The sequence below is a fragment of the Oceanisphaera sediminis genome (genome assembly GCF_039539745.1).
GTDB classification, from domain to species: Bacteria; Pseudomonadota; Gammaproteobacteria; order Enterobacterales; family Aeromonadaceae; genus Oceanimonas; species Oceanimonas sediminis.
Genome location: NZ_BAABDS010000038.1, coordinates 206,821 through 233,291, shown reverse-complemented (window position 1 = coordinate 233,291; position 26,471 = coordinate 206,821). Strand labels below are relative to the sequence as shown.

Genomic DNA, 26,471 nt, shown 5'->3' with positions numbered 1-26,471 from the left:
GTCATGCCTACTATACGCCGGACACCATTTACGCAGCATTCGGAGTTCACTCGTAAACTTGTCCCAGAAGATAGAAGCGCCTCTGGTTTTGATGTCGGTCTGGAAATAACGACGCGTCAACATAGGTTCGGGGTAACTCATCTCTCTGTATCGCACATCACCAGATCTTGTCTGGCTTTTCCCCAACGCTCACTACCATGACTCTTAATCACAGCAGCTTGGGGCTGTTTGAGACCGGCTTCCGACAGCAGATCCCAGTGGGCCCACCACCATCTCTTCGTAAGCTTATGCCTACTCCATGCTCAGCAATCCTCACTGAGCATGTTTTGTGCCTACGGCACACCCTCGATGTCCTCCCAACCTTCGGCGCCGGCGATGACGGCACAGACCGTCAGGAACAGGACATCGAACAAGGGATAGCTGATTTTGGCGGACTGACGAGGGTCTTCCAGCTCACCGAAATACTGAGAAAATGCATCAAGGCTCATCATGGCTCTCCCAAAAAGGGAGTATCAGATCACAACACGATCTGCGGGTCAAATAGAACGAAGTGTCCAAAAAACGTTCGCGATCTCACCCTGCCTGGCGGGTCAGCAGTTCGGGGTGTCCCAGCCAGGCCGCCACCATCTCGCCCATGGCCTGCTCCGGATTGATGGCCCGGCTCACCCCCACCTTCAGCGCCAGCTGGTAATGGTAGTTGTCGCGGGTCTTGCACCAGATCGCCTCCACCCCAACTTCCTTCAGGTTGAGGATGGTGATCAGGCTGCTTTGCAGATCGGTGCCGATGGCCACCACTACCGCAAAGAACTGCCGCCAGTCGATATTGGCGGTTACCTTGGGATCAGTACTGTCGGCGATAATCGCTTCGGCCACATCATCGGCAATGGCGTGCACCCGCCCCTGATCCGAATCCATTGCCATCACCTCCAGGCCAGCGCCCCGCGCCGCCCGGCAAAAGGCGGAGCCAAACCGACCCAGGCCGATCACCGCGATACGTTTTTTTGCCATGGTTTGAAGTCTCCGTAAGCCATGACCCCAGCCTACGCCGGCTCCTGTAAAAAAGCTGTTTAGAGTGCGGAAATGGGTATAAAGAAAATATAAAGAAAGTGCGGTCGGTAACCTGTCATATTGGAGCCGAATTACTGTCCGGGAGCATTAGACCACTACAGGGTGCACGTTTAACCCATCAGCGCCACATAGCCATGAGTACCCATATACAGCCCCACGGCACTGATCAGCAGGCCCGACAAGTAGGGAGCCTTGCGGGCAAGTTCATTCAGGCCATTCCATTTACTGCTGGCTTTTTGAACTCCAACCGCCGCCACAACACCCACCGTAACCAGGATAAGCGCCAACCCAATGCTGAATGACACCACCAGTGTCGCCCCCAGCGTCAAGGCTTTCAGCTGAATACAGATCAGCAGCACGGTTACGGCGGCCGGGCAGGGAATGAGTCCTCCGGTCAGGCCAAACAGCAGAATTTTCCGGTTGCTGACCTCCCGGTTGGCGAAACGCCGCTGAATCTCCAGAGCATGGGCCCGCTCGTGTGTATCCTGATATTCCTGACCATCTTCGCTGTCATGCGCATGGGGGTGAAAATGCACATCGAAGTCATGGGTATGATCGTGGTGCCCTATGCTCAGGGTCAGCGCCAGGTCTTCTGCTTTCTCTACACACGAGGCCGATTCCAGGTAACCTTCTTTCTCAATGAAATGATATACCTCGGGGGATGAGGCATCAGTGGAAGCCACCCGCAGGTGCACATGGTCTGCGCTCAAGAGGCTTCCGCTGAGAGTTTTCAGCTGAAAGCGCTGATATCCGTCTATGTCCGCAATCGACAGGGCGACATGCCCATGCCCTGTATCCACCACTTGGGTTTTCCAGTCCTGAGCATGGCTCTGGGCCCGCTGCCATCTTTGCTCATCGCGCCAGGTTCGCCAGAACATCCAAAGCCCTGTCGACAGTATGATCACCCCCGACACCAGTTGCATCCAGGGCTCTGCGGCTTCTGCGGTGAACTTCTGACTGATGTACATGCCACCCACAGCGATAAGCCAGACGATGGCGGTGTGTGACAAGGTGGCCGCCAGCCCCAGCATGACCGCCTGTCTGACAGTGCCTTTTACTGCCACGATGAACGCCGCCATCATGGTCTTGGAGTGGCCGGGCTCCAGGCCGTGCAAAGCCCCCAGCAAAATCGCACTAGGAATAAAGAACCAGCCATTGCCCTGTTGCAGTAACGCCGCAAAGTCCATGCTCAACCTCTTGAATACCGTTTTAATCGAGCTGAACTATACTCCCCCCTAGTATTAGATGCTACCCCCCAGTATCAGCCGGATGGTACATTCACAATCGGATACAGTGGTTTTTATGACTGAAGAGGTATGCCATGTCTCATACCATGCGAGAACAAAAGAAGCTCAATGCACGGGTCAGCAAAATCCAGGGCCAGGTGAATGGCCTGCAGAAAATGCTACAGGAAGATCATGAATGTCAGCAGGTATTGCAGCAAATTGCCGCCATTCGTGGTGCCGTGAACGGATTGATGCGGGAGGTGATAAAGGGCCATCTCGCCGAGCATCTGGTACTTGAAGAAGACCTCAGCAAGCGCGAGGCCGATATGGACGTGGTTCTGAAGGTACTGGATTCTTATATGAAATAGTTACCCCCGATAGGCCAAGTCAGGGGCCGAAGATAAAGGGGCGAAAGGAAAAGCGCCTTACTGCATACCCCCGCCCCTCTGTGGTTCACATGACAATAAGCAAATCATCTGGCCGTACTTGCCATCGGTGCACAGCATCAGGGTTATATTCGCGCTATTTCTGTTGTGAAGAACCAGGCATTGCTCGCCTGAAGGCCACGGTCAGCTCACCTGTACCACTATGGGCCCTCCATGTGTGATTGATGATCTGTACACCCGCTGACCAAGGTAATACCGGTTGCCTCTTCTTTTACTCGGCTTCCTGTATTTGCTAACATCGCATTCCCTTTATAGATCACGATCGGGATCATTCAACCGGGCGGCATACCATGCGCAATCATCTTTCCCTTACCGCACGCCTGAGCTTGATGTTCAGCCTGACCATGCTGGCTATCTGGGGCTTGGTCAGCATGGTGTTGATACAGTCGTTGGAGCAGCACTTCGCCCGCCAGGACGAGGCCGATCTCAGGGGCAAAATGGTACTGGTGAAAAACCTGCTGGCTACCCAGTTGGACAATGGCCAGCCGGACTGGGCCAGGCTGGAATCCGGGTTGCATAGCGCTCTGGCCGGCTATGGCGACCATAGGTTGCAGATCACCACTCCCCAGGGGCGACTGCTGGCGGGCAGTCAGCTATTCCGACCTCCGGCCACAGACGTCAATGCTGGGCCTGTGATTGAAAGCTGGGAAGAAAACGGCATTCACTACCGCAGCATATCAGCTCCTTTTGCTCTGCCGCCCCGGACATCCGTGTCGGAGATGCCGGATACAGTGATGATCCGCGTGATATTCGACACCCGCTACCACCAGCATTTTATCCATGACATCAAAAACGGCCTGCTTTGGCTGACCGGCGGCATTGCCTTGATCTCAATTTTGCTGGGCTGGATGGCCTCGCGCGCCGGACTCAAGCCCCTACGTTCCCTGGCCAGGCTGTCCACGCAAGTCACCGCCAACAAGCTGGATCACCGGCTGCCGGTAAGCGGTGCTCCGGTCGAGCTGCATGGGCCCATTCACGCCTTTAACAACATGCTGGATCGGCTGGAAGAGTCCTTTCAGCGGCTCACCACCTTTTCCTCCGACATTGCCCACGAATTGCGCACCCCGGTGAACGGCCTGCTACTGCAAACCCAGGTTGCCCTGAGCCAGATCCGCTCGGACCATGACTACCGGGAAGCCCTCTATGCCAACCTGGAAGCCGCCGAAAGATTGAACAGAATGATCAATGAGATGCTGTTTTTGGCCAAATCGGAGCAGGGACAATTAGCCATACAGTGCCAATCGCTGGATCTGGCGGAAGAAGTGGACGAGTTGATCGAGTTTTTCGAGCCGCTGGCCAGTGAACGACAGGTGCGGTTGCAACGCCTGGGCCATGCCCGGTTGTGGGGAGACAGGGCCATGCTGCAACGGGCCATCAGCAACCTGCTGACCAATGCCATTCGTTACACCCCGGCACACCAAGAAGTGAGTATTCGTGTAAACGGCAATGACAGCGCCGTGACTGTGGAGGTGGCCAACCCGGGCTCCCCCATTCCTCCCGAGGAATGGCCTCGGCTGTTTGACCGGTTTTACCGGGCGGATCACACCCGCCAGCAGGTGACCGAAGGCTCTGGACTGGGCTTGGCCATCGCCAAGGCCATTGTGACCAGCCACGGAGGCACCCTGTCGGTACACTCCGACGAACAGGAAACCTGCTTTACCGCCCGCTTTCCTCTTTCCGGCACGGAATGAACGGTAAGCAAATGAGCCCATGCAAGCATATAACCGACAGCATGGGCTGATACATTATTTCAATGGCCAGGTGGAGCTTTATTACAACAATGCGGCTCATGCTTTGCATTATTTTTAATGTTCTCGTCGGTTTGCCGCTGCCAGCCAAGTTTTGTACGACTCCACCAGCTATCTTTTAACGCTGCACCATGCTGCTCAATGATGTCGATAATATCATCGATTTTATGAGATGATGCCTCATAAGCAACCTTCAGCTTTTTCGTTTTACTATCCAGCGCCAGCGTGTCAACCCAGTGCTGCGCTTCAATCTCCGCCAGCATGGCATCCATATTGGCCCGACTCATTTCAGTCAGACTCAGGGTATGGGTTGTCAAAAACCCCGGGTTAATCCCTGCTCTATGATTCGCCATACCTACCCCTCCTTTCATTGAAACATGGCTAGAGTCCCTGCCCCCTTAGATCATTCATCCCTGTGTATTTTCTCACGCCGCTGTTCACTTTCATGCATTTGCATCTGGTCCATCATCATCTTCGTCATATCCATATTTTCGTTCATCATGTTCATGCGCTGCTGCAACATATCCATCATATTAGGCATTGAGAGCTGACCATCATTACCCTCATGCATCATGTCCATCATCTGCATGCCTTCCTGCATCTGCTCCAGGTGTTCCTGCATCAGAGCCTGACGTTTTTCGGGATCGGTTTCTCCCTGCAATTGCATCATGGTGTCAGCAGCCGATCGCATATGTTCACGCATCGTCATCATCTGCTCATGGTTCATCATCATATCCCCCTGAAAGGGTATATTCTGGCCTTGCTGATGATGATTATCCTGTTCAGCCATTGCAGGCATTGCGAACAGGGAGGACAGGGTTAAAGCGAAAATTAACTTTTTCATGATATTTCTCCTGATATGAGTAACTGTATTTCAGTACAAATAACATCGAAACTCTGTAGCAGTGTAATTACTGTTACCACTCCAACTGCATGTTAATCCTCTGGTTTGTCTTTAGCTTCTCGACGCCCCTGCTCCAACCCCCGACGATAAGCTTCTTCCTTGCTCTCATCGGCACCAGGGTCGTGATGGTGATGTTCGCCATGCTTATGCCCTCTGTGCATAAACAGGTGCATTAATGGACACAACAAAAAAATAAGATAGGGTAAAAATATAAATAGGTGCTGTTTATGCTCAACCAATAAGAAGTAAGTGAGAGAAGCAACCACACCTAAAATTAGCCACCCTCTGGGCGTCGATAAAAATGATAGCTTTTTATTCATTTCACACCTCGATCCAATCAATGTACCCGCTTAAAACCGGAAGCCTCACTTTAATCTTCATTGCCCCCGCCTTTACTCAACAACAAGTCGACCTCGGTACATTTTCATCTGACAATGAAACTCATATTCACCTTTTCTCATCGCCGGCAGTGCTATTTTTTTGACCTTGTTTAATGGCAATGTATCGCTAAGCTTCAAGTCGGGTATCAAAATGGTTTCAGAGCAGGGGGACGAATCTTTTCTCAAAAAGTGAAGGCTAGCTGGCTGGTCAGCGAGCAGCTTTATGCGTGACGGCTGATAGGTGCCATTTTCCACTACAATGATCAGTTCACTGTCACCCAGGTCGGTTGCCTGGGGTTGATATAACCAAAACCACCAGACAATCAAGGCAATGAGCAAAACGCCAAGTACGTTAACTAACATCATTCCCCGCCTCCTTAGTGCTCCCGGGTTTTGAACAGTCTCAGGCGGTTGGCATTGGTGACCACCGTCAACGAAGAAAACGCCATGGCGGCCCCCGCAATGACAGGGCTTAGAAGAAGCCCGAAGAATGGGTATAACAAACCGGCGGCAACGGGCACCCCCGCAATATTGTAAATAAAAGCACCAAACAGGTTTTGTTTGATATTACGCAATGTCGCCTTGCTCACGGCAATGGCATCGGCCAATCCATGCAGTGAGCCACGCATCAGGGTAATGTCGGCACTCTCAATCGCCACATCGGTTCCGGTACCGATGGCGAAGCCCACATTGGCCATCGCCAATGCCGGCGCATCGTTGATGCCATCACCGGTCATACCGACCACCTCCCCTTGCATTTGCAGTTCCTGTACTTTTTGGGACTTCTCTTCCGGCAGTACCTCGGCAAAAAACTCGTTGATACCGGCCTTTTCTGCCACGGCCTTGGCTGTGGCCCGGTTGTCCCCGGTCAGCATCACCACACGAATACCGTTCTGTTGCAGACGCTTAATAGCCGCAATGGAGTCTTCCTTGATGGGATCGGCCACGGCAATGAGTGCCGCCAGCCTGCCATCCACGGCAAAATACATGGGTGTTTTTGCCTCTGCCGCCAGCTGTTGTGCCTTGTCAACGAAGTCATCAAGGGCAACGCCCTGATCCTTCATTAACTTTTCGTTGCCAAACAGCAGGTTTTTACCACCGACAACCGCCTCGACGCCATGCCCTGCTATGGCGTTAAATCCGGTAACAGACAACGGTTCAATGTTCCTCTCCTTGGCAGACTCGACCACCGCCAGCGCCAACGGGTGCTCCGATCCAGACTCTAAACTGGCAGCCAGCTGCAATACACGTTTTTCATCCAGCCCGTCAACGGTAATAATGTCCGTCACTTTGGGGCTACCCAAGGTAATGGTACCGGTTTTATCCAGGATCATGGCGGTGATTGTGGAGGAGCTTTGCAGGGCTTCGCCGTTGCGTATCAATACCCCCGCTTCTGCGGCCTTGCCAACGCCCACCATCACCGACATGGGCGTTGCCAGACCAAGGGCACACGGGCAAGCAATAATCAATACCGTGGTCGCCGATACTACCGCCAAGGCCACCGCCGGTTCAGGCCCAAAATTCAGCCAGGCCAACGCACTGACGATGGCAATAATCATGATCACAGGGACAAAATACGCCGAAATCATATCTGCCAGCCGACCAATAGGCGGCTTGGAGTTCTGAGCCCGTTTTACCATACCGATAATTTGCGCCAGAGCCGTGTCCTTACCGACCCGGGTCGCCTTGAACACTATCGCCCCCGTTTTATTGATGGTGCCCGCTACCACCTCATCCTGTTCCTTTTTCTCCACCGGCATGGGCTCTCCGGTCAGCATGGATTCATCAATGGCGGTATGACCTTCAATGACTTCACCATCCACCGGCACCTTCTCTCCAGGGCGCACTCGAACCAGGTCATGCAACCTGACTTGCTCGATGGGAATATCCATGTCATTGCCATCGCGAATGACACGCGCCGTTTTGGGCTGAAGACCAATCAGCCGTTTGATCGCTTCCGAGGTTCGACCACGCGCTTTCAATTCCAGTGCCAGCCCCAGATCGATCAGACCAATAATCATGGCGGTCGCTTCAAAATAAACATGGCGGGCCATGTCGGGTACGACCTGGGGGAAAAACACCACCACCATTGAATACAGCCAGGCCGTGCCCGTGCCCAGGGCAATCAGGGTATCCATGTTGGCAGAATGATTTTTACAGGACTGCCAGGCCCCTACATAAAAATGCTTTCCGGAAAAGATCATCACTCCCAATGTCAGCAGGCCAACCAGCAGCCAGACAATGCGTTCCGCTGTTGTGGTGACGGTCATTTCACCGATAAGCAGACCATAAATCATCAAGGGCACACCCAGACCAAGAGCAATGGTCATTTCCAGCATCAGGCGTTTGTAGTAGGCACGGTCGGCTTTTTCTTTTTCCTCCAGGGCGTCGTCATCGCTGTCTGCAGACTGAGTTTGTGCGCCATAGCCGGCCTGCTCTATCGCCTTGATCAGGATGCTGGCGTCGACCGCCCCTTCAACACTGACAGTACGCTGAGCAAAATTCATTTCGGCATGGGTGACACCAGGCACGCTTTGCAAGGCTGTTTCAATTTTTTTGACACAGCCGGCGCACCTGGCTCCTTGAATCAACAGCTCCTGTTGCTGCTCCTTGCCATCATGGCAACGTTGCTTTTCAGCATCCGCCTTGCCGTGTTTGTCCTGGTGTCGTACCGCTTTCGCCATGATCTGGTTTCCTTGAAAATGAAAAGGTAAAACCAAGGGTCCGTTTCTTTAGATGTGCAGACTGCTCCTGTGTTCAACATGCAAGGGCTTACGGCATATGGACTTTGCAGAGTGTTCGACCTGATATCACCGGCTCAAGCCGACATCACACAGCCACCATCGGGGCCATTTCCCGATCATCTAATGCCATTCTGCCGTTGCTGCTCACGCACATAGCCGATAATGTCGCTCACCTCGTCGCGACTGATACCTTCCACCGGCGGCATGTCGCCAAAGCGCCAGTGATGGGCACGCACACCGTTAGCGGCGGCCCGGTAAAAGGCCTCGTCACCGTGGTGTGACGGCTCGTATACCTTGTGAATAAAGGGTGGCCCCTCTGGGGTGCCTCTGAGGTCAGCACCATGGCAACTGGCGCAATATTCACCGTAAGCGGCCTGTCCCTGCGTCGAAAGTGCCCGATCGTGGGGTATGTCCCCCCACATTTGGCTGCCGCCCATCAGAAAATGGCCGGCGATCATGGCCAGTAACACCAGGGCCACGGCCCCGGCCAGCCAGAGCACCCAGCGGGATGAATCCGATGACTTGCTCACTTCTTTCCCCTTTTGTTCCAGAGTCTTTCGCCCAGCGTCGCCAAAGCAGACAGGCCCGCCTTCAGGCGGGCCTGTTTGTGTTATTGCGTAACCTTAACTTGCCCTGTCATGCCAGCTTCCATGTGCCCCGGGATCAGGCAGGCAAAGTCCACGGTACCGGCCTGGTCGAAATGCCAGACAAGCCCCCCTTTCTGACCAGGCTTGAGGCTCAGCATATTGGGTTCGGCGTGCTGCATATTCGGCATTTCACGCATCATGTCGGCATGCTCCTTCAGCATGGCCAGGTTGCCCAGCACCAGCTCGTGATTAAGCTTGCCAGCATTCTTTACAAAAAAGCGCACGGTTTCTCCCGCCTTTACCTCAATGGCCGCCGGGGTGAAACGCATGTCATCCCCCATGTCTACAGCTATGGTACGGCTGACCTCGGCCGGCTGACCGGAGCGACCCACCCCGTGCATGCTCTGTTGCATGGAAGCGGCATTATGGCCCTCATGGCCACCATGCTCACCGGCGGCCAGCGCCAGGCCGGGCAACAATGACAGCATTAAAACGGACAACGTGGTTTTCATTGGTATTGCTCCTGATAAATAAAAAATAATGTCTGCAGCTTAAAACCAGAACCTGACCCCGGCTACCCAGCGATTTTCCTGAGTAGCCTCGTCTTCTTCTCTGAGTTGATCAGCGCGATCACCCAGGGCAGCCTGCCATTCCCAGCCCACATAGGGAGCGAACTGGCGGCTGAATTCGTAACGCAGGCGGGCCCCGGCCACCAGATCCGACAGCCCCCGGCCCTGACCGCGCTCAGCGTCGTTGCTGCCATAGGCGGTGAGTTCAATGGCCGGCTGCAGCACCAGCCGCTGGGTCAGCAGCAATTCATATTCCGCCTCCAGTGCCAGGGCGGTCTGGCCGTCGTCGCCCAGGTAGGCGGTGGCGTCCAGCTCCAGCCAGTAGGGCGCGAGCCCAGACACACCAGCCGCCAGCCAGCCCTGATCCGGGCCGTGACCGGTGTCGTAACGCACTCCCAGCTCGCGGTTCCAGAATGCGGTCAGGGCATGGCGCCACAGCAGCTCGGTACTGGCTTCCGCCAGCCGGCCCTGTTCAATGTCGCCTTCCGCCCTCACCACGGCCCGGTCGTAATCCAGTCCGGCCCAGGCTTCCAGTTCATAGGCCAGGGCCTGATCATCGCCGTTGTCCACCCGTTCCAGCCGGTCGGCCAGCACACCGTAAAACCAGTGCTCGTCGGCCAGTGTCAGCTGGCGGGGCCCGGGCAGCGCATAAGGCCCTTCGTCCAGGGTAAAGCCGCCGGAGTAGGCATGAGGATCCCGGGCATCGGCGGGCGGCTGGCCGCCCTGCATTTGCATATCGCCGTGATCCATCTGGGCCATGGCAGGAAGGGCGGTCAGCGCCAGCGCGCCCAATACATGTTTCATCATTACTGTATGTTTGCTCATGACACCACCACCATGCGGAACATGCCTGCGTCCATATGGAACATCAGATGACAATGCCAGGCCCAGCGACCAAGGGCATCGGCGGTCACCAGAAAGCTGATGCGCTGGGCCGGCTGCACCGGTATGGTGTGGCGGCGGCATAAAAACCCGCCATCGGGGCTTTCCAGCTCGCTCCACATGCCGTGCAGGTGCATGGGATGGGTCATCATGGTGTCGTTGTGCAGAATAATGCGCACCCGTTCGCCATAGCTCAGGTGAATGGGCGTGGAGCCGCCAAACTCAACGCCGTCGAACGACCAGGTGTAGCGCTCCATGTTGCCGGTGAGGTGCAGTTCAATTTCCCGCTCGGGCGGACGCGGGTCCATGGGGCCACCGGGAGTACGCAGATCCGCCAGGGTCAGTACCCGCCGGCCGTTATTGCGCAGGCCCACGCCGGGGTCATCGAGGTTGGTGCGCGGCATGTCTACTCGCATGTCGACGCTGGGGCCATATTCGGTGCGGGCATGACGGACTTCCTTGCTGGCCGCCGCCAAACCGCCAGCCATGGCACTGTGGTCCATGCCCGCCATACCATTCATGGCACCGTGGTTCATGCCCGCCATGCCATTCATGGCACCATGATCCATACTGCCCATCATGTCGGTCATGGTCAGGGATTGAGGTTCATCCAGTGGCGGCACCGCCGCACTCAGCCCTTCGCGGGTGGCCAGGGTGCCCCGGGCATAACCGGTCCTGTCCATGGCCTGGGCGAACAGGGTATAGGCCTCGGCGGTGGGCTCCACCAGCACATCGTAGGTTTCACCGGGTCCAAAGCGGAATTCATCCACCTCCACCGGCGCAACATTCAGGCCATCGGCCTGCACCACGGTCAGCTTCAGACCGGGAATACGCACATCGTAAAAGGTGTTGCCGGCGCCATTAACAAAGCGCAACCGCACCCGCTCACCGGGTTTGAACAGCCCGGTCCAGTTGCCAGCAGGCGTGGTGCCATTCATCAGGTAGGTCAGGGTTTCGGAAGACAAGTCCGCCAGATCACTGGGGCTCATGCGCATTTCATTCCACATTTGCCGCTTTTCCAGCGCCGCCCCCACACCGCCACTGGCCATATCGCGGAAAAAATCCGCCACCGTCGGCTGGTTGAAGTTGTAGTAATCGCCCTGATTTTTCAGTTTGCCGAATACCCGCATGGGATTTTCGTCGGTCCAGTCCGACAGCACCACCACATGCTCCCGATCGGCCTTGATTGAATCGGCATCGGCCGGATCCACAATCAGCGCACCGTACATGCCGGTCAGCTCCTGCATGCCCGAGTGGGAGTGATACCAGTAGCTGCCGCTCTGTTCCAGAGTGTAACGGTAGGTAAAGGTTTCGCCGGGCGGAATGCCAGCAAAGCTGATACCGGGTACGCCGTCCATTTCGAAGGGCAGAATGATGCCGTGCCAGTGAATGGAGGTAGGCTCCTTGAGCCGGTTGGTGACGCGAATGGTAACGGTATCGCCCTCGCGCATGCGCAAGGTGGGGCCCGGAATAGAGCCGTTAATGGTGGTGGCCATGCGCGCTTTGCCGGTGAAATTGACCGGGGTTTCATCGATCACCAGATCGAATTCGGTTCCGGTAAGCGTGGGCACATGGCCGGTCACGGTAGCCGGCACGGGTGAGCGAGCTGAGGCCAGCATCGGCGCCAACCCCAGCACCACGCCGCCTGCGGCCAGTCCCTGCACAAAGCGCCGCCGAGGCAGATTGAGCGTGTTTTTTGGCTGTGTCATCACATTCCCTAAATTGCCTACTGTCATAGAGACAGCATAGATAGGCGCACCTGAAGCCAACATGACGAGAAGATGACAAAATTGTCCATGACGAGAAGATGACAAAATTGTCATCTTCTGGCGAGACAATCAGCAGCCCGCTATAGCGGGCTTGAGAACAGGGCTAAAGTGCGCCATCATCGGGGTAACCAACCCCACGGAGCTAACCATGAAACTGCTGCTCATCGAGGACGAAGAAAGCACCGGCAATTACCTGCAAAAGGGCCTGCGCGAGGCGGGCCTGGTGGTAGATCTGGTGCGCAACGGCCTCGATGGCCTGCACCAGGCCTGCGCCGAACCTTACGATCTAGTGGTAGTGGACGTCATGCTGCCGGATTTGGACGGCTGGCACATCGTGGCGAGTCTGCGGGAGCAGGGCCGGCAGATGCCAGTACTGTTTTTGACCGCGCGGGACAGTGTGGAAGACAGAGTACGCGGCCTGGAACTGGGCGCCGATGACTATCTGGTTAAGCCCTTTGCCTTTGCCGAGCTGCTGGCCCGGGTGCGCAGCCTGTTGCGCCGGGGTACGCCCCGCCGGGAGGAGCACCGACTGCAGGTGGCCGATCTGGTGCTGGACTTGCCCCGCCGTCAGGTAAGCCGTGCCGACACTCCCATTCACCTGACCAACAAGGAATTTGCGCTGCTGGAACTGCTGGTACGCCGGCAGGGAGAAGTGCTGCCGCGCTCACTGATTGCGTCCCTAGTATGGGACATGAATTTTGACAGCGACACCAATGTGATTGATGTCTCCATTCGCCGGCTGCGTGCCAAGATTGACGATGGCTTTGAGCCAAGGCTTATCCATACCATCAGGGGTATGGGCTACACCCTCGACACGGGCAGGTAACAGCTTTCTCTGGCGTAGGTTCTTCGCTCGTCATTCTGCTTTCAACGCAGGCATGTTGCCAGCTTAATCTAACCCGCCATATCGTTGTAATTAATTGCAGTCTGATAATCATCAGAAGTTTGATAACTGTAGCTTGCTCATCACCGTTACATCCTCCCCAATCTTTTATCCATGATGATATTGCTGGCATGCTTGAGAGTACCTTTAACATTTACGTTTTCTGAAAAAAAAGGGCTGCTTATGCAGCCCCTGTATCATCTTCGAGTGCTTCACCTTAGAAGCTGAGCTCACCTTCCAGCACATAGGTGCGGCCGGGCATGGGAATACGACCGATTGCGCTCAAATCAGCGCCGCGGAAGTAGGCGTCGTCGTCCAGCAGGTTGATCACGCCCATGCCCACGTTCAGGGTCATGTCGTTGCCCAGGGGAATGTCCCGGCCCAGGCGAGTGTTGACCAGGGTGTAGGACGGCAGCTCGCCGACGCTGCCCATGCTGTCTTCGTCGACGGTGTTGGCGGCGTCGCTGAAGCTGCTGGAGGCGTACAGGGCGGTGGCGCTGGCGGTCCACAGGCCGGTGCGATAGACGGCGTCGGCACTCACGTGATGGCGCGGCGCATTTCGAAGCTCGTTGCCTATGTTAACATCTGTCAACTGTTCAGTGTCGAGATAGGTATAACCCAGGCACGATGCTAAGCAACGAAGAACGCAAACAAGCCGAAGCTCTGTTGAGCGAGCCCAACAATATCCCTGATTGACTATGAATCTGATCTTTCTCATCATCGCAGCCTTGCTAATCGGCAGTGCCACTCTGTGGCTCTGTGCAATACTTTGGCGAGGTCCTAAGCAGACAAACCGCGTAGAGCGCGGCGGCGTGAATACCGCCGTGCTGCGCGACCAATGGGCCGAACTTGAGCGGGACCATGCCCACGGCACTATTTCGGCCAACGATTTGGCTGATGCCAGGGCCGACTTGCAACGACGCGCTCTGGACGAAGCGACATCGTCGAACGCGGGTTCAGTTATCAACGCCGGAAGCAGGCGCAGCGCAATAGCGCTTGCCATTGTGCTGCCTGTTGCGGCGACGTTGACGTATCTGTACTTGGGAAATCCTGCCGCGATAAGTCCGTCTTCGGCTCCAGGCACCAGTGCAATCACGCAAGCGGATGTGCAGGCCATGGTAGCTTCTCTGGAGGGGCGACTGAAACAGAATCCCGACGATCCGGCAGGCTGGCTCATGTTGGCTCGTTCTTATCGACATTTTGGACGATACGAAGAAGCCGCCAACGCATTCTCAAATGCCACGAATCTCGTCCAGACCGATCCATTGGCATTGGCAGAATATGCGGAGACACTAGCACGAACACGAAGCTCGGGCTTTGAGGGAGAACCGACCCGGTTGCTTGAGCGCGCATTGTCGCTCAGCCCTGGGTCACCGATGCCCCTAACACTTGCTGGCGCGGCAGCCATGCAACGTGAAGACTATCCTGCCGCCATTAATTACTGGGGTAAACTACTGGAAGTGCTTCCACCTGATTCGGATGCAGCAAAGGTGGTCTCCGAGAGCATCGAACACGCGCGAAAACAGCAGGCTGACCTGGCCCGCAGGTCAGCTACCGACGTCCCGCAGTAGCTGCCCATGCAGGCAACGCCTTATGGAAGCGCGCGATAAGTGATGCCGTTTGGAGCGGGGCCGACCTTATAGGTCCCGACTACTGCCTGCGTGCTCGTGTCGATGGCGCTCACGGTATCGGCCTTGTTGTTCGTAATGAACACCAATTTGCCATCATCACTCGCCACCACCCCGTGCGCGCCCATATCCGTCGTTACAGTATCGACAACGCGCTGCGTCCCGATATCAATTACAGACACCGTATTATCGGGATTGCTGTCACTGCCTTGATTGGCCACATACATTCTGCTGCCGTCTGGCGTGGAAAAAAGCTGGATCGGGTTGCGCCCCACTTGGATATTACCGGCGACTTTCCGAGTGCTCGTATCGATGACCGCAACACTGTTCTCGTCGCGCAGAGACACATAGACCTGTGCCCCATCGGGTGTAAAAGCCACCTGAACCGGCGCTTTACCCACAGGGATACGTGCAGATTCTTTCAGATTCTCCGCGTCGATTACTGACACGCTATTGTCAGTAACGTTCGCTACGTATAGTTCACGCCCATCCGGGCTGAGACGCAAACCATGGGGATAACTGCCGGTAGGAATTTCGGCGACAACGGCTTTCCGGCTGATATCGACTACCGTTACCTGATTCGTATCAGCATTGGTTATATAGGCGAAGTCGCCGCTCTTGCTGGTGACGACATGGGCAGGATGGTCGCCGGAGGGCAGCGTCGCGATTAATTCCCCTGGCTTGCCTGCATCCAAAAGCACCAGGCCCGCCTGACTGCCATGGCCGTGCGTGGCGGCTGAAGTCGTTGGCTCGCTCTTCTCGCCACCATGGCCTCCATGGCCACTGGAAGACGTGCCAACGGCTAGGAGAAGTTTGCCATTGGGCGATATTTGTACGTTATGAGGCACGACGGGAATATCCACCGTACGGACTTCGCCCGAACTTAGTGTGATCACGCTGATGGACCCATCGCCCTCATTAGCGCTATAAACGACTCCATTGGCTAGCGAAGCTGCATTCGCAACTCCTATGGTGGCGGCGAGAACAGCTGTAATCAAGCTAACGCGGAACTTCTGCATTTTAATCTCCAGAATTGAAGCAGGTGGTTTTGGGGGAAGAGACGGCTCAAATGCATGTTGGACGCTGTTGAACAACAGTCGTCGAACTGGCCTCGTCAACGCCGCTCATCAAGAATGTTTTTCGTATCGGGTAGCGGCACCGGTCGTGCTTCGGGCTTCCTGATGTCTTGTTCTTTGTGGCAAGACTGCATGCCTTTCATCATGAAGAACATCATCATGGGACAAATCAGGAAGAACAATGCTGGCGCCCAGGCAGTGATCAATTCACGGGCGGCGGGAAAGGTGGCGTAGGCAACGGCTACCACAGCGGCCAGGCCGGCCCCCGCTTTCAGCATCATCTTGATATCGCATTTCATAGTGTTCTCCTTGTGCGAGCTGCGCTGAACTCTCAGCATGGCCAACGTTGTGCGACCATTAGAAGAACTGTAGCGGGGTGACCCTGTCGGACGCGTTGCAGGCCGATTACATATTTGTCATCTATCGCGAGGCGCGGACGAATGAAATAGTTTGTATCTGTGCGCTTGGCAAGGTTGTCAATGCTTGCGGTGGACGCGTCCCAATCGGAGACGAGTCGGAATTTTTACAATGCCCGGAGAATACGAGTACCTCTTGTGTTGACCTTACCATGGTGGGAAGGTTTATCGTACAGGTATTCAATCACGAACCAAGAGAAGGAACGTCAATGGTCAATTTTCAGGTAAATGACATGACTTGCGGTCACTGTGCGGGCGTTATACGAGCCGCAATAACCACCGCCGCTCCGCAGGCGGACATTGAGGTGGACCTCTCCGCACGTCGAGTAGCCGTAGAAGGCGTTACAGACATAGACGCGGTCGAGCGCGCCATCCGTGAGGCCGGTTACACCCCCGAGCTTTTTTGTAATCGCGATATGGGGTTTCACTCTGAACACCAGATGCGTCTTACCATATTTCGAGTCAATGCCAGTTAGGTTAACTCACTTTAGGAATATCACTTATACGGGTGGTGTATGCCGGTGACAAAAAACCCCGTTTCATCTGCCATTCTTGCTCAATGCCTTCAGCTGCCAGGAACACTCTCCCCTTTCCGGAGGAGTTGATGTTGTCCATCACCTGCATCAAGGCTTGGCTTTTCGGCTTGCTGCACGGTGTTTCGAACAGGTTTTGTTGGTAACTGCCCGGCGGCCAGAAGTCGGTGAGCATCACCGATGCCTTCTGATAACGGTAGCCGGCTTTCCAGATCTGTCTTAAGCCCTGACAGGCAGCCTGTACAAGCTCCCGACTATCAGCGGTTGGGAGTCCCAGCTCCACGATAGCACTGTTGCTGTAGAACGGCTCCTGCGGAGAAAACGGACTGGTTCGGAGCGATACCTGCACAAGCCGGCAGTACTCCTGCTGTACCCTGAGCTTTTCCGCCGCTCGGCTGGTGTATTTGCTTACAGCCTCTCGCATAGATTGAAACTCAGTTATTCTCTCGCCAAAGCTACGGCTACTGATAATTTGTTTTTTAGGCTCAGGCTGCTCATGCAGCGCCAAGCAGCTCAGGCCATTCAGCTCACAGACAGTCCGTTCCACCACCACGGAAAACTGGCGTCGGATCACCTTCTGGTTTGCCTTGGCCAGTTGCCAGGCTGTGCGTATTCCCATCTCATTGAGCTGTCGGGCCAGGCGACGACCGATGCCCCACACTTCTTCCACCGGCACCAACTGCAGCAACTTCTGCTGTCTTATTGGGTCACGCAAATCCACCACGCCATCTGTCGCCGGCCAGCGTTTGGCTGCATAGTTGGCAAGCTTGGCCAAGGTTTTGGTCGGTGCAATCCCTACGCCGACCATGATCCCAACCCAACGCAGCACACGCTGCCGAATGTCGGCCGCAAACTCACTCAAAGAAACCAGGTGTTCGAGGCCACTCAAATCAAGAAAAGCCTCATCAATGGAGTAGACCTCTACCCGTGGCACCTGCATTTCCAGTACCGTCATCACCCGGCGAGAAAGGTCAGCATAGAGTGCGTAGTTGCTTGAAAATACTACGCCACCGGCACGCTCATAAGCCTCTTTAATCTTGAAATAGGGAACGCCCATACCAATCCCCATCGCCTTGGCTTCAGCACTGCGAGCGACCACACAGCCATCATTATTTGATAGCACAACGATTGGCCGGCCATTCAGATCTGGCCGAAACAGGCGCTCGCAGGAAGCATAAAAATTATTACAGTCCACCAGGGCAAAGACCGGTTTCACAGCGGCAACCGGCGGATGATGTTGGTTACCACACCAAAAATCTCCATCGAATCTCCTTCCTCAGGCTCAATGGGCGGGTATACCGGATTTTCGGCCACCAGCCGGAACCGGGGTTTCAGCTCCAGCCGCTTGCAGGTCATCTCGCCGTTCACGCATGCAATCACGATATGGTGATGGGCCGCCTCTATAGAGCGGTCCACCACCAGCAAGTCACCTGAGTAAATCCCCACTCCAACCATGCTGTCTCCGCTGGCCTGCACCAGATAGCTAGCCGCAGGATGTCGGATACAGTAGGCGTTAAGGTCAATCCCCTGCTCCACATAGTCCTGTGCCGGGCTAGGAAAGCCGCATGATGCACGCTCTACCAGTAATGGCAGCAGATAGTCGGAGTCGGCTCTGAGAGAGCCCAGTATGATGGTCATATGAACACCTTTTAACTGTATATTAATACAGTATATTTTCAGGTGTAGAGAAGGGCAAGAGAAGGAAAATATCAGGGCTTAAACATGACTCTAGAACTGAGAAAAGAGCTACCCTCTGGAGCTGCCAAAGGCATGCTGACGTATGCCAAACTCCTTGGAGTGCTCTTTGCACATGTAGCTTGCAGCTTGGAAGAGCGGCCCGATATCTTCACCAGACTTCCAATGGAACGTACCTGCAACATTCACCAGTCCTCGCGTATCAAACTCTTCAATGCCCAGGGCGGTTGCCCAGGCCGAGTTTAGCTTGCTGTAGAGAGTTCCTTCCGAGCTCCTCATGTCCCCTAGGGTAAAGTAAGCATCCCGGTTTAACAGTAGTAATAAGTGATAGTGCGGATGACCATCCTGGCCCAATTCCCTTGCCCATAAATACCTCAAGCCTGGCTCATGCACCCTGCGACCTTGACGCAGGGCACTTTGATAGGCATGCTTCAGCTTTGCTCTAAGGGAGCAAATGAATCTGTTTATCACGTCGCTTGAGTAACACTCTGTGTTCACAAAACTTGGAAACCTCAAGTCCAGGCGTATGGCAAACACTCGGTTGTGGTATGCCAAGTGTGTGTTAATTACCTGGTGTGTTTTATGAAGGTACTCAGTGATGCAAGGCCCATTGCCAGTTAGTACTGGCATACCGTTATACTCCTCATTATGCCATCTACTTAAGTTAGTATTCATTTCAACTCTAACGTTATTCATAACCACCTTCAATAAATTAATTTACCCAATATTACTATACCGACAACAGCACTATCTAAAACAAAGAGAAACAAGCAATAGAAAATAAATAGGCACCGATGAAATCAGATGTTAACGGCAAGAGCTCAACTCTCCAAAAAAATCAAAACAGAAGGGAAATATTTAGTGATTATCCTCTTAGCCATTTCTCTTGGCTAAGCGTTCCAGCATCCAATCCTCTATCTCGCTTTCAAGCCAGCCTGTGGCTTTACCTCCGAGAGGAATACCTTTAGGGAAACAGCCCTCAGCAATCTGACGGTAGATAGTAGAACGAGAAAGGCCAGTTTTATCGATGACGTCTTTAAGTCTTAAAAATCTCATGACCAGCTCCTTGAATATGGTTCATGAGATACGGCGGAGGTGTAAGATTTTACATTTCTACATCATCTAGCACACTGACAATGAGTTTGCTTATATCACCCACCTCCTCAAAAATATCGACCTTCCTTTTGGATCTCCTTCCGCTATCAAGTAACTTATTGCTTGGATATACCTTAATACTGTACTTATCCGGAAGTGGCAGAGTTCCTCTACGTTCGCAGAAATGCATAGAGAAACACCTCATTGAGCGATCGTTACCCACTTTAAAAATTAAGAAATTACACAGCCCCGACCTCTCTTTGCTCAGTTCGCTCAAAGAAAAACTAACTTTGCGAGCCAACATCAAGGATGCCCGAAAGATAAAACTAGCTAATTTGAAAGTCAGTTGACAGGAGTCACGATTTAGTGCAGCTACTACCATCCCATCAAAGTCAAAACATGCCTCTACATTCATAAACCTCCGGGCTATATAGTTGCAGAATGTCACTTCTCCAGCATGAAACTCTGAAGACTTGTAGGGCGGTGTATCAAAAAGAGAAAACCTTACCGCTGACTCAAGCAAACTTTTCCTTTCATTTATCAGGTAAGAGCTGGAGGCTAGCACCACCCAGCGAAGATAGACTCTGAATTTCTCATCTAACACAAAGCGAAGCTCATCAACGCTAAACTTGATCCCGAAGAAGCAAAGTGTACTCTGTGTGTCGGGAGACCTTCTCAAGACTAGAGAGCGAACTCTGGAGTACACAGCATCCACTGCTGATGCTTCATTGAGAAAGGTGACCGCAAGCTCTTCATAATCAACACAACCATACCTGGCTGAACACGCACCAAACACCACATGAGACAAACCTAAAGCGAACTCGCTTTTCACTTTCCCTAACAAAGCCCCCCCATTAAACCCAGGCATGTAACCACAAAGGATAGAACTATCCAGTAAATTTTTAATCTGCCCTCGTAGGCGCTGCTCCGTCATACCTGTCAGCTTGCGCAACTCAGCGTTTGACACCCCAGTGACCATGCCTAGAGCATCAGAGTGAGCCAGCATTACGGCCAGAAGGTATCTGCTGGCGCGACTAAAGCCTCCGCGCTTCACACGTTCTGGGTTATCTCCATGCTCAGGGAAAAGCACAGCGTATATCTGCTCATGTAAAGGTGGCGGAGGTGATCCTGCCGGTGATCTGCTTACTATGTACTGCTGAATGAAGCCGCTGACTTGGTAAAGAGTTTTACCCGATGAGTCTCTTACCTGGGTAATCAAGCCTGCCTGCTTTAGGTAGTCCATACCTTTTCTCACAGCCCGATCATCAGAGTCGCACTCCTTCACCAAGCTCTTCACTGTGCCGGAGAACGAGACCGATGCCCCATGTATCACGAACAACCTGATGATGAAAAGCCTGGCTTCTGGGGGGAGATCACTGCCCTTTTCCAGCACTGCACTGTTCTGTACTGGGGCAAGCTGTATCAGCTCACCGAAGCCATTTTTGAGCAAGTAATAGTGAAGCACAATACGCACCATAGACCAATAAAGGACAAATAATACCTATAAAAAATGACAATATCCATAGACGATTATTTAACGTTGAAACAAACGTTGACAAAAACGTTGACACAAACGAAAATCTGAGAGACTCTCAACCTGCAAAACCTCCAACATTTTCAGCCTCAAGGAAATCTAATGAAAGACAACAAGCCAGGCCTGATAAAGAAATGGGTTTATAAAGCAACGGATGTACAGATCTACCACGCCACTAGCTACATACAGAGCAAGGGGATTGAACTCCCATTCGCTCCAAACCCTCGACAATCATTGATTTATCTATTCACAGGTGGGCCGACTCAAATGTCCCCCTACTCACCAGAAAAATGGATACTTTTTCAGAAGATGACTGCTCACTGCCGCCAGGTGAAACATACTCTTCATTCGGGTAAAGTTAAGCTATCAGCATCGATAGGAAGAGAGTATAAAGAAAAACTAGAGAGAGTAGCGCAAGAGATGAACATATCTAAAAGTGCGGTGCTAGAGCTTCTTATTGAAAACGCTGATAAAATAAAGTCAAAACAAAAGAAGAAAGGCAGCAGCCAAAAACCACTACCCATCAACAGGTGATACCTACCGGACCCGAGACACTACATGTAGTAATTTTTTAGCGATGGCAAAAGGTCTCCAACCCATATCACTCACGACCAGGTCACCCATACCTAACTCAGGAGATAACAAAGATGCAATCTGATAAAAAGCCAATCAATAATCAAATTGGCTAACCCCAAAATATAACTCAAAGTGAAAATTTCAGTCGCACACGAGATACATCTAGTAAAACTCGCTTATAAGGTCAATTCATCAAGATAGTTCGCCCACACCTGCAACCAATGGCGACTTTCCTTTTCATAACGGTGAAGGTCATAGGTCCCTTCAATACCTGAGCGAGAGTGGCCGAGTATAGCTTCAGCAACTTCATTAGGACATTGCAATCTAGCCAGTGAAGTTCTTACAGTCCTCCTCAAGTCATGCGGAGTCCAGCGAGGAAGGTCCAGCATAATCCCTCTTGTTCTCATTACCCAGGTTTGCTCTGTTAGTTTTTTTTGCTGTACGGGCAACCCTGTGCGTTGGGAAGGAAACAAATATTTTGACTTACCATGTGATGGAAGCTTTTTCAACAAATCTACGGCTTGCCGTGGAAGTTGCACATAACGCTCAACATCAGTTTTTGTTTCTCTCAGGTGTAAGGTTTTCTTTTTAAAGTCCACATCCCCCCACTCTGCCGCACACAATTCACCACTACGGCATCCTGTATACAACGTAAGCTTTATTATATTTTTCTGCGCAGGGGTGAATGCAGAGTCTGGAAGCCAGGCTAACAACCTGATCAGTTCTTTATCCGAAAGAATCCGCTTTCCGGGCTGATGTGTTAACTTCACTTTTGCTTGTCTTAAGCTTGCCTTGGCCAGCAAAGCCGGGTTAGCAACATCGTTCGGCAAGCGACCGATACCTATTGCAAACTCATAGGCAGCTGAAAGCTCACGCAACACATTCCCCGCTTGCACATTAGCGCCACGCCTGACGATCTTCATGACTAGATCCACTACATCCTGGCGGGATATTTCGGAAGCAGGCCGGCTACCCAACTCAGGGACAGCATCGCCATAGAGTGTTCTGCGAGTTTCACTCTGACCTTTTGGCTTACGCGCCCCTGGCAAAATCTTGCCACTAGGGGATCTTTTATCTTCAATGTACTCAGTCAGATAAAGCTCAATCAGTCCCTGTATCGTGAGCTGATCCTCAACTCGATTGATACTCTCTTCCCTCTCCTGAGCTTCTTGCTTGGCTCGCTTTATTTGAGCTGCTGGACATATCCCATGGCGTCGCTGAAGCTTCCACTCCTGAAGTATCGCTCTTGCCTGCGCCAGCGACACATCAGGATAGTTGCCAATTTTCGCTTGAACCAGCTTTTGGGTTTCAGGGCTATTATATCGATAAAAGAATGTTTTTAATCCAGTCCGGCCACAGGTGACCCTCAGTCCCCTGTACTCACCCACATCAGCAAGATCCGCCGCTCCAGGCTTCAGCGCTTCGATTGTTCTTGTAGTAAGAGGTTTGCTAATCTTCTCGGCTTTCATGGTCAGGCTCCCAGCTTCTACGCGTGGTGGTGACATAGTGCAGCCTGCTTGTCGTGTGGCTTTTCAGGCTATCAAAGGTGTATGGTCAAAATCCTACACTACTACCTACACTAAAACCTACACTTTTGTGTAGGCTTCAGTGAGATTCATTGGGACAACATGATACGGTCAGAGAAAACAGCAAAAAGTAAAAATCCTTTAAATACAGCAACTAGCGGCATCTAACATCATGAAAAAAGAAGAGATATCACACCAACACACACCTATGATGCAGCAATATCTGGCACTGAAGGCGCAGCATCCGGACATACTGCTGTTTTATCGCATGGGCGATTTTTATGAGCTGTTCTTTGATGACGCCAGGAAAGCCTCGCGCCTGCTGGATATTTCCCTGACCAAGCGCGGCAAATCCGGGGGCAACGCCATTCCCATGGCGGGGGTCCCCCATCATGCGGCGGAAAACTATCTGGCGCGGCTGGTACAAATGGGCGAGTCGGTGGCCATCTGCGAGCAGATTGGCGATCCGGCCACCAGCAAGGGGCCGGTGGAGCGCCAGGTAGTCCGTATTATTACCCCCGGCACCCTGTCGGACGAGGCGCTGCTGGCCGACCGCCAGGACAACTGCCTGGCGGCGGTGTATCACGATGGCCAGCAGTTCGGTTACGGCATCATCGATGTCAGCACCGGCCGTTTCGTGCTCAACCAGTTCGACACCGAAGAGGCGCTGGTCGCCGAGCTGCAGCGCACCCAGCCTGCCGAACTGCTGTATCCGGAGGGCTTTCACTGGTATGCGCTTATCGAAAGCCGCAAGGGGCTGCGTCGCCGTCCGGAATGGGAGTTCGATCTGGACACCGCCCGTCACCTGCTGTGTCAGCAGTTCGGCACCCGGGATCTGATTGGCTTCGGCGTCGAGCAGTCCACCACCGCACTTTGTGCCGCCGGTTGCCTGCTGCAATATGTAAAAGACACCCAACGCACCGCCCTGCCCCATATCGGCAGCGTGAGCCTGGAGCGCAGTCAGGACATGGTGATCATGGATGCCGCCACCCGCCGCAACCTGGAACTGACCCTGAACCTGTCCGGCACCATGGAAAACACCCTGGCCGAGGTGCTGGACAACACCGCCACCCCCATGGGCAGCCGCCTGCTCAAACGCTGGATCCACCAGCCCAGCCGGGATATCGACGAGCTGAGCCGGCGTCAGGACATGATTGCCCTGCTGATGGATCAGGGGCGCCATGACGATCTGCGTCCGCCCCTGCGGCAGGTCGGGGATATGGAGCGGGTGCTGGCACGACTGGCGTTGCGCTCGGCCCGGCCCCGGGATCTGAGCCGGCTGCGCGCGGCATTGCAGGCGCTGCCCGACATTCAGGCCGTAGTAAGCGAGGTCACGCCTTGCTGTCTGGATGCCCTGGCCGCGCGCATCGGCCAGTTTCCGGATCTGGCCGAGCTGCTGGAGCAGGCGGTGGTCGATACACCGCCGGTGTTGATCCGCGACGGCGGCGTCATTCGCGATGGCTTCAGCCCCGAGCTGGACGAGCTGCGCGAGCTGGCCGCCGGGGCTCACCGTTATCTGGAAGAGCTGGAAGCGCGGGAAAAGGCTGCCACCGGTATCTCCACTCTCAAGGTGGCCTACAACCGGGTACACGGTTTTTATATCGAGGTCAGCCGGGCCAGCGCCCATCTGGTGCCGGTGCACTATGTGCGCCGCCAGACCCTGAAGAACAACGAGCGCTACCTCATTCCCGAATTGAAAGAGTACGAAGACAAGGTGCTCAACGCCCAGAGCAAGGGCCTGGCGCTGGAAAAGAAGCTGTACGAGGCGCTGCTGGACCGTTTGCTGGAACAACTGCAGCCGCTGCAGCACAGCGCCGTCGCCCTGGCCCAGCTGGATGTGTTCGCCAACCTGGCCGAGCGGGCCGAAAGCCTGAATTACTGTCGCCCGCAACTGACCGGCGACGAGGTGATCGATATCGAGGAGGGTCGCCATCCGGTGGTCGAGCAGGTGATGAGCGCCCCCTTTATCGCCAACCCGCTGTTGATGTCGGAGCAGCGCAAGATGCTGGTGATCACCGGGCCGAACATGGGGGGTAAATCCACCTACATGCGGCAAACGGCGCTGATCGTGCTGATGGCTTACATCGGCTCTTTCGTGCCGGCCCAACACGCCCGCATCGGCAAGGTCGATCGCATTTTCACCCGTATCGGCGCCTCGGACGATCTGGCTTCGGGCCGTTCCACCTTCATGGTGGAGATGACCGAAACCGCCAATATCCTCAATAACGCCAGCCGCCACAGCCTGGTGCTGATGGATGAAATCGGCCGCGGCACCAGCACCTACGACGGCCTGGCCCTGGCCTGGTCCTGCGCCGATGCGCTGGCCAATCGGCTGCATGCCTACACCCTGTTTGCTACGCATTACTTCGAGCTCACCGAGCTGGCAGGCCTGTGGCCCGACGTGGCCAACGTGCATCTGGACGCGGTGGAGCACGAAGACACCATCGCCTTCATGCATGCGGTACAGGAAGGGGCGGCCAGTCGTTCTTACGGCTTGCAGGTCGCCGCCCTGGCGGGCGTGCCGAGAGCGGTATTGACTCTGGCTCGACAGAAACTGGCCGAGCTGGAAAGCGGCCAGATGCTGCCGGCAAGCGAAGTGGAGAAAACCAGCCCCCCATCGACAAATGGCGAAGCACTGCAGCCGTCGTTGCCACTGTTCGAGGCCGAGCCTGAACCGGCGCTGACTCTGCTCGACGAGCTGGATCCGGACGAACTCACGCCACGACAGGCGCTGGAGCAGTTGTATCGGTTAAAGCAGGCGAGAAAGCCGTAAGCGGGAAGCGGGAAGCGGGAAGCGGGAAGCGGGAAGCGGGAAGCGGGAAGCGGGAAGCGGGAAGCGGGAAGCGGGAAGCGGGAAGAATAGTCATACCAAACTGATTAACTAACTGATTTATTCGGTGCTCTGCAAAGGTCGGACAAATGGCCCGCTCCTCCGACACGCCGTGAACCCATCCATGGGGGCTCCACCGCGCCATCCCTGGCGCGGAGGGTCGGCGGAGCAGATCCCTTTATCCTCCCTGATGCCAAGGAGTTGCCTGTTGGCGTTGTTTACAGGCAGCTCGGTGCTCGAGAAGAGGCAACAGAGATCGACTGCCACGACCGTGAAATGCCATGGACGGCATTTCCCGAGCCCTCAGGGATGAGTTTATGGCGTGTCGTGGGAGGCGGCTGTGTTGCCTCTGAGCT

27 protein-coding genes and 1 pseudogene are annotated in these 26,471 nt (G+C 54.3%); 7 read left to right on the top strand and 21 right to left on the bottom strand.

Annotated features, from left to right (window positions below):
- Positions 1-344 precede the first annotated feature (344 nt).
- The 3 genes and pseudogenes from ABD827_RS13580 to ABD827_RS13570 all read right to left on the bottom strand — a co-directional run.
- Positions 345-488, bottom strand: a pseudogene (locus ABD827_RS13580) (transposase family protein); the annotation flags it as partial.
- A gap of 85 nt (positions 489-573) precedes the next feature.
- Positions 574-1,008 carry a potassium channel family protein gene (locus ABD827_RS13575; protein WP_344965249.1) on the bottom strand — a complete coding sequence of 145 codons (435 nt, stop codon included), beginning with the start codon at positions 1,006-1,008 and terminating at the stop codon, positions 574-576.
- Positions 1,009-1,178: 170 nt separating this feature from the next.
- Positions 1,179-2,255 (bottom strand): nickel/cobalt efflux protein RcnA, encoded by a 1,077-nt coding sequence (locus ABD827_RS13570; protein ID WP_344965248.1) that lies wholly within the window; start codon positions 2,253-2,255, stop codon positions 1,179-1,181.
- Between the two features lie 134 nt (positions 2,256-2,389).
- Here ABD827_RS13570 and rcnR point away from each other — a divergent pair, with 134 nt between their 5' ends.
- Together rcnR and ABD827_RS13560 are read left to right on the top strand one after the other, a co-directional pair.
- On the top strand, positions 2,390-2,662 hold the full coding sequence (rcnR, locus tag ABD827_RS13565; protein ID WP_344965247.1) for a Ni(II)/Co(II)-binding transcriptional repressor RcnR: 273 nt from the start codon (positions 2,390-2,392) through the stop codon (positions 2,660-2,662).
- Positions 2,663-3,030: 368 nt separating this feature from the next.
- A complete protein-coding gene (locus ABD827_RS13560; RefSeq protein ID WP_344965246.1) occupies positions 3,031-4,431 on the top strand; it encodes a heavy metal sensor histidine kinase in 1,401 nt (466 codons plus the stop codon).
- A gap of 59 nt (positions 4,432-4,490) precedes the next feature.
- Here the strand turns inward: ABD827_RS13560 and ABD827_RS13555 are convergent, their stop codons facing one another.
- The 9 genes from ABD827_RS13555 to ABD827_RS13515 form a co-directional block, all read right to left on the bottom strand.
- Positions 4,491-4,841 (bottom strand): hypothetical protein, encoded by a 351-nt coding sequence (locus tag ABD827_RS13555; RefSeq protein WP_019933363.1) that lies wholly within the window; start codon positions 4,839-4,841, stop codon positions 4,491-4,493.
- A gap of 50 nt (positions 4,842-4,891) precedes the next feature.
- Positions 4,892-5,332: a hypothetical protein gene (locus ABD827_RS13550; RefSeq protein ID WP_019933362.1), complete on the bottom strand. Its 441-nt coding sequence runs from the start codon at positions 5,330-5,332 to the stop codon at positions 4,892-4,894.
- Between the two features lie 92 nt (positions 5,333-5,424).
- Positions 5,425-5,712 carry a DUF2933 domain-containing protein gene (locus ABD827_RS13545; protein ID WP_083928679.1) on the bottom strand — a complete coding sequence of 96 codons (288 nt, stop codon included), beginning with the start codon at positions 5,710-5,712 and terminating at the stop codon, positions 5,425-5,427.
- Positions 5,713-5,784: 72 nt separating this feature from the next.
- Entirely contained in the window at positions 5,785-6,138 is a 354-nt protein-coding gene (locus ABD827_RS13540) for a cupredoxin domain-containing protein (RefSeq protein ID WP_344965245.1), read from the bottom strand.
- Positions 6,139-6,149: 11 nt separating this feature from the next.
- Positions 6,150-8,456, bottom strand: coding sequence for a heavy metal translocating P-type ATPase (locus ABD827_RS13535; protein ID WP_344965244.1), 2,307 nt, complete (start codon positions 8,454-8,456; stop codon positions 6,150-6,152).
- 176 nt (positions 8,457-8,632) lie between these two features.
- Complete coding sequence (locus tag ABD827_RS13530) at positions 8,633-9,046, bottom strand: c-type cytochrome (protein WP_344965243.1); 414 nt, start codon at positions 9,044-9,046, stop codon at positions 8,633-8,635.
- A gap of 80 nt (positions 9,047-9,126) precedes the next feature.
- Positions 9,127-9,615: a cupredoxin domain-containing protein gene (locus ABD827_RS13525; protein ID WP_344965242.1), complete on the bottom strand. Its 489-nt coding sequence runs from the start codon at positions 9,613-9,615 to the stop codon at positions 9,127-9,129.
- Positions 9,616-9,654: 39 nt separating this feature from the next.
- Positions 9,655-10,497, bottom strand: coding sequence for a copper resistance protein B (locus ABD827_RS13520; RefSeq protein ID WP_344965241.1), 843 nt, complete (start codon positions 10,495-10,497; stop codon positions 9,655-9,657).
- The gene (locus ABD827_RS13515; RefSeq protein ID WP_344965240.1) at positions 10,494-12,263 is read right to left on the bottom strand and encodes a copper resistance system multicopper oxidase; all 1,770 of its coding nucleotides are present in this window, start codon (positions 12,261-12,263) and stop codon (positions 10,494-10,496) included. The genes ABD827_RS13520 and ABD827_RS13515 overlap by 4 nt, the downstream gene beginning before the upstream one ends.
- Positions 12,264-12,471: 208 nt before the next feature.
- On the opposite strand from ABD827_RS13515, the gene ABD827_RS13510 reads away from it, so the two are divergent.
- Positions 12,472-13,149, top strand: a complete 678-nt coding sequence (locus ABD827_RS13510) for a heavy metal response regulator transcription factor (RefSeq protein WP_019933354.1) — start codon at positions 12,472-12,474, stop codon at positions 13,147-13,149.
- Between the two features lie 274 nt (positions 13,150-13,423).
- Here ABD827_RS13510 and ABD827_RS13505 read toward each other — a convergent pair whose 3' ends face one another.
- On the bottom strand, positions 13,424-13,924 hold the full coding sequence (locus tag ABD827_RS13505) for a TonB-dependent receptor domain-containing protein (RefSeq protein WP_344965239.1): 501 nt from the start codon (positions 13,922-13,924) through the stop codon (positions 13,424-13,426).
- On the opposite strand from ABD827_RS13505, the gene ccmI reads away from it, so the two are divergent.
- Positions 13,905-14,777: a c-type cytochrome biogenesis protein CcmI gene (gene ccmI / locus ABD827_RS13500; RefSeq protein ID WP_344965238.1), complete on the top strand. Its 873-nt coding sequence runs from the start codon at positions 13,905-13,907 to the stop codon at positions 14,775-14,777. The two genes, ABD827_RS13505 and ccmI, sit on opposite strands and share 20 nt — an antisense overlap.
- A 20-nt stretch (positions 14,778-14,797) precedes the next feature.
- Here ccmI and ABD827_RS13495 read toward each other — a convergent pair whose 3' ends face one another.
- Positions 14,798-15,853: a YVTN family beta-propeller repeat protein gene (locus ABD827_RS13495; protein WP_344965237.1), complete on the bottom strand. Its 1,056-nt coding sequence runs from the start codon at positions 15,851-15,853 to the stop codon at positions 14,798-14,800.
- Positions 15,854-15,948: 95 nt separating this feature from the next.
- On the bottom strand, positions 15,949-16,209 hold the full coding sequence (locus tag ABD827_RS13490) for a DUF2933 domain-containing protein (protein WP_344965236.1): 261 nt from the start codon (positions 16,207-16,209) through the stop codon (positions 15,949-15,951).
- 269 nt (positions 16,210-16,478) lie between these two features.
- Here ABD827_RS13490 and ABD827_RS17845 point away from each other — a divergent pair, with 269 nt between their 5' ends.
- Complete coding sequence (locus tag ABD827_RS17845; RefSeq protein ID WP_425568004.1) at positions 16,479-16,802, top strand: heavy-metal-associated domain-containing protein; 324 nt, start codon at positions 16,479-16,481, stop codon at positions 16,800-16,802.
- Position 16,803: 1 nt separating this feature from the next.
- Here the strand turns inward: ABD827_RS17845 and umuC are convergent, their stop codons facing one another.
- The 5 genes from umuC to ABD827_RS13465 all read right to left on the bottom strand — a co-directional run bounded on the left by umuC (position 16,804) and on the right by ABD827_RS13465 (position 21,114).
- Positions 16,804-18,075 carry a translesion error-prone DNA polymerase V subunit UmuC gene (umuC, locus tag ABD827_RS13480; protein ID WP_344965235.1) on the bottom strand — a complete coding sequence of 424 codons (1,272 nt, stop codon included), beginning with the start codon at positions 18,073-18,075 and terminating at the stop codon, positions 16,804-16,806.
- Positions 18,072-18,497 (bottom strand): translesion error-prone DNA polymerase V autoproteolytic subunit, encoded by a 426-nt coding sequence (gene umuD / locus ABD827_RS13475; protein WP_344965234.1) that lies wholly within the window; start codon positions 18,495-18,497, stop codon positions 18,072-18,074. Before umuD ends, umuC begins: the two co-directional genes overlap by 4 nt.
- 108 nt (positions 18,498-18,605) lie before the next feature.
- A complete protein-coding gene (locus tag ABD827_RS17840; protein WP_425568003.1) occupies positions 18,606-19,184 on the bottom strand; it encodes an inovirus Gp2 family protein in 579 nt (192 codons plus the stop codon).
- Between the two features lie 243 nt (positions 19,185-19,427).
- Positions 19,428-19,610, bottom strand: a complete 183-nt coding sequence (locus tag ABD827_RS13470) for a helix-turn-helix transcriptional regulator (RefSeq protein ID WP_106454187.1) — start codon at positions 19,608-19,610, stop codon at positions 19,428-19,430.
- 49 nt (positions 19,611-19,659) lie between these two features.
- Positions 19,660-21,114, bottom strand: coding sequence for a hypothetical protein (locus ABD827_RS13465; RefSeq protein ID WP_344965233.1), 1,455 nt, complete (start codon positions 21,112-21,114; stop codon positions 19,660-19,662).
- 171 nt (positions 21,115-21,285) lie between these two features.
- Between ABD827_RS13465 and ABD827_RS13460 the strand changes: the two genes are divergently transcribed.
- Positions 21,286-21,717, top strand: a complete 432-nt coding sequence (locus ABD827_RS13460; RefSeq protein ID WP_344965232.1) for a hypothetical protein — start codon at positions 21,286-21,288, stop codon at positions 21,715-21,717.
- 218 nt (positions 21,718-21,935) lie between these two features.
- On the opposite strand, the gene ABD827_RS13455 is transcribed toward ABD827_RS13460, so the two are convergent.
- A complete protein-coding gene (locus tag ABD827_RS13455) occupies positions 21,936-23,228 on the bottom strand; it encodes a tyrosine-type recombinase/integrase (protein ID WP_344965231.1) in 1,293 nt (430 codons plus the stop codon).
- A 229-nt stretch (positions 23,229-23,457) separates the two neighbouring features.
- On the opposite strand from ABD827_RS13455, the gene mutS reads away from it, so the two are divergent.
- Entirely contained in the window at positions 23,458-26,058 is a 2,601-nt protein-coding gene (gene mutS, locus ABD827_RS13450) for a DNA mismatch repair protein MutS (RefSeq protein ID WP_344965230.1), read from the top strand.
- Positions 26,059-26,471 lie beyond the last annotated feature (413 nt).

Bases quoted from the DNA above. Each gene is read 5' to 3' on its own strand.
- ccmI (WP_344965238.1), top strand. From the start codon at position 13,905: ATGAATCTGATCTTTCTCATCATCGCAGCCTTGCTAATCGGCAGTGCC.
- ABD827_RS13515 (WP_344965240.1), bottom strand. From the start codon at position 12,263: ATGACACAGCCAAAAAACACGCTCAATCTGCCTCGGCGGCGCTTTGTG.
- ABD827_RS17845 (WP_425568004.1), top strand. From the start codon at position 16,479: ATGGTGGGAAGGTTTATCGTACAGGTATTCAATCACGAACCAAGAGAA.
- ABD827_RS17840 (WP_425568003.1), bottom strand. From the start codon at position 19,184: ATGCCAGTACTAACTGGCAATGGGCCTTGCATCACTGAGTACCTTCAT.
- ABD827_RS13505 (WP_344965239.1), bottom strand. From the start codon at position 13,924: ATGAGAAAGATCAGATTCATAGTCAATCAGGGATATTGTTGGGCTCGC.
- umuD (WP_344965234.1), bottom strand. From the start codon at position 18,497: ATGACCATCATACTGGGCTCTCTCAGAGCCGACTCCGACTATCTGCTG.
- ABD827_RS13545 (WP_083928679.1), bottom strand. From the start codon at position 5,712: ATGAATAAAAAGCTATCATTTTTATCGACGCCCAGAGGGTGGCTAATT.
- ABD827_RS13455 (WP_344965231.1), bottom strand. From the start codon at position 23,228: ATGAAAGCCGAGAAGATTAGCAAACCTCTTACTACAAGAACAATCGAA.
- rcnR (WP_344965247.1), top strand. From the start codon at position 2,390: ATGTCTCATACCATGCGAGAACAAAAGAAGCTCAATGCACGGGTCAGC.
- ABD827_RS13560 (WP_344965246.1), top strand. From the start codon at position 3,031: ATGCGCAATCATCTTTCCCTTACCGCACGCCTGAGCTTGATGTTCAGC.
- ABD827_RS13520 (WP_344965241.1), bottom strand. From the start codon at position 10,497: ATGAGCAAACATACAGTAATGATGAAACATGTATTGGGCGCGCTGGCG.
- ABD827_RS13535 (WP_344965244.1), bottom strand. From the start codon at position 8,456: ATGGCGAAAGCGGTACGACACCAGGACAAACACGGCAAGGCGGATGCT.
- ABD827_RS13555 (WP_019933363.1), bottom strand. From the start codon at position 4,841: ATGGCGAATCATAGAGCAGGGATTAACCCGGGGTTTTTGACAACCCAT.
- ABD827_RS13460 (WP_344965232.1), top strand. From the start codon at position 21,286: ATGAAAGACAACAAGCCAGGCCTGATAAAGAAATGGGTTTATAAAGCA.
- ABD827_RS13525 (WP_344965242.1), bottom strand. From the start codon at position 9,615: ATGAAAACCACGTTGTCCGTTTTAATGCTGTCATTGTTGCCCGGCCTG.
- ABD827_RS13495 (WP_344965237.1), bottom strand. From the start codon at position 15,853: ATGCAGAAGTTCCGCGTTAGCTTGATTACAGCTGTTCTCGCCGCCACC.
- ABD827_RS13540 (WP_344965245.1), bottom strand. From the start codon at position 6,138: ATGATGTTAGTTAACGTACTTGGCGTTTTGCTCATTGCCTTGATTGTC.
- ABD827_RS13570 (WP_344965248.1), bottom strand. From the start codon at position 2,255: ATGGACTTTGCGGCGTTACTGCAACAGGGCAATGGCTGGTTCTTTATT.
- ABD827_RS13470 (WP_106454187.1), bottom strand. From the start codon at position 19,610: ATGAGATTTTTAAGACTTAAAGACGTCATCGATAAAACTGGCCTTTCT.
- ABD827_RS13550 (WP_019933362.1), bottom strand. From the start codon at position 5,332: ATGAAAAAGTTAATTTTCGCTTTAACCCTGTCCTCCCTGTTCGCAATG.
- ABD827_RS13575 (WP_344965249.1), bottom strand. From the start codon at position 1,008: ATGGCAAAAAAACGTATCGCGGTGATCGGCCTGGGTCGGTTTGGCTCC.
- ABD827_RS13510 (WP_019933354.1), top strand. From the start codon at position 12,472: ATGAAACTGCTGCTCATCGAGGACGAAGAAAGCACCGGCAATTACCTG.
- mutS (WP_344965230.1), top strand. From the start codon at position 23,458: ATGAAAAAAGAAGAGATATCACACCAACACACACCTATGATGCAGCAA.
- ABD827_RS13490 (WP_344965236.1), bottom strand. From the start codon at position 16,209: ATGAAATGCGATATCAAGATGATGCTGAAAGCGGGGGCCGGCCTGGCC.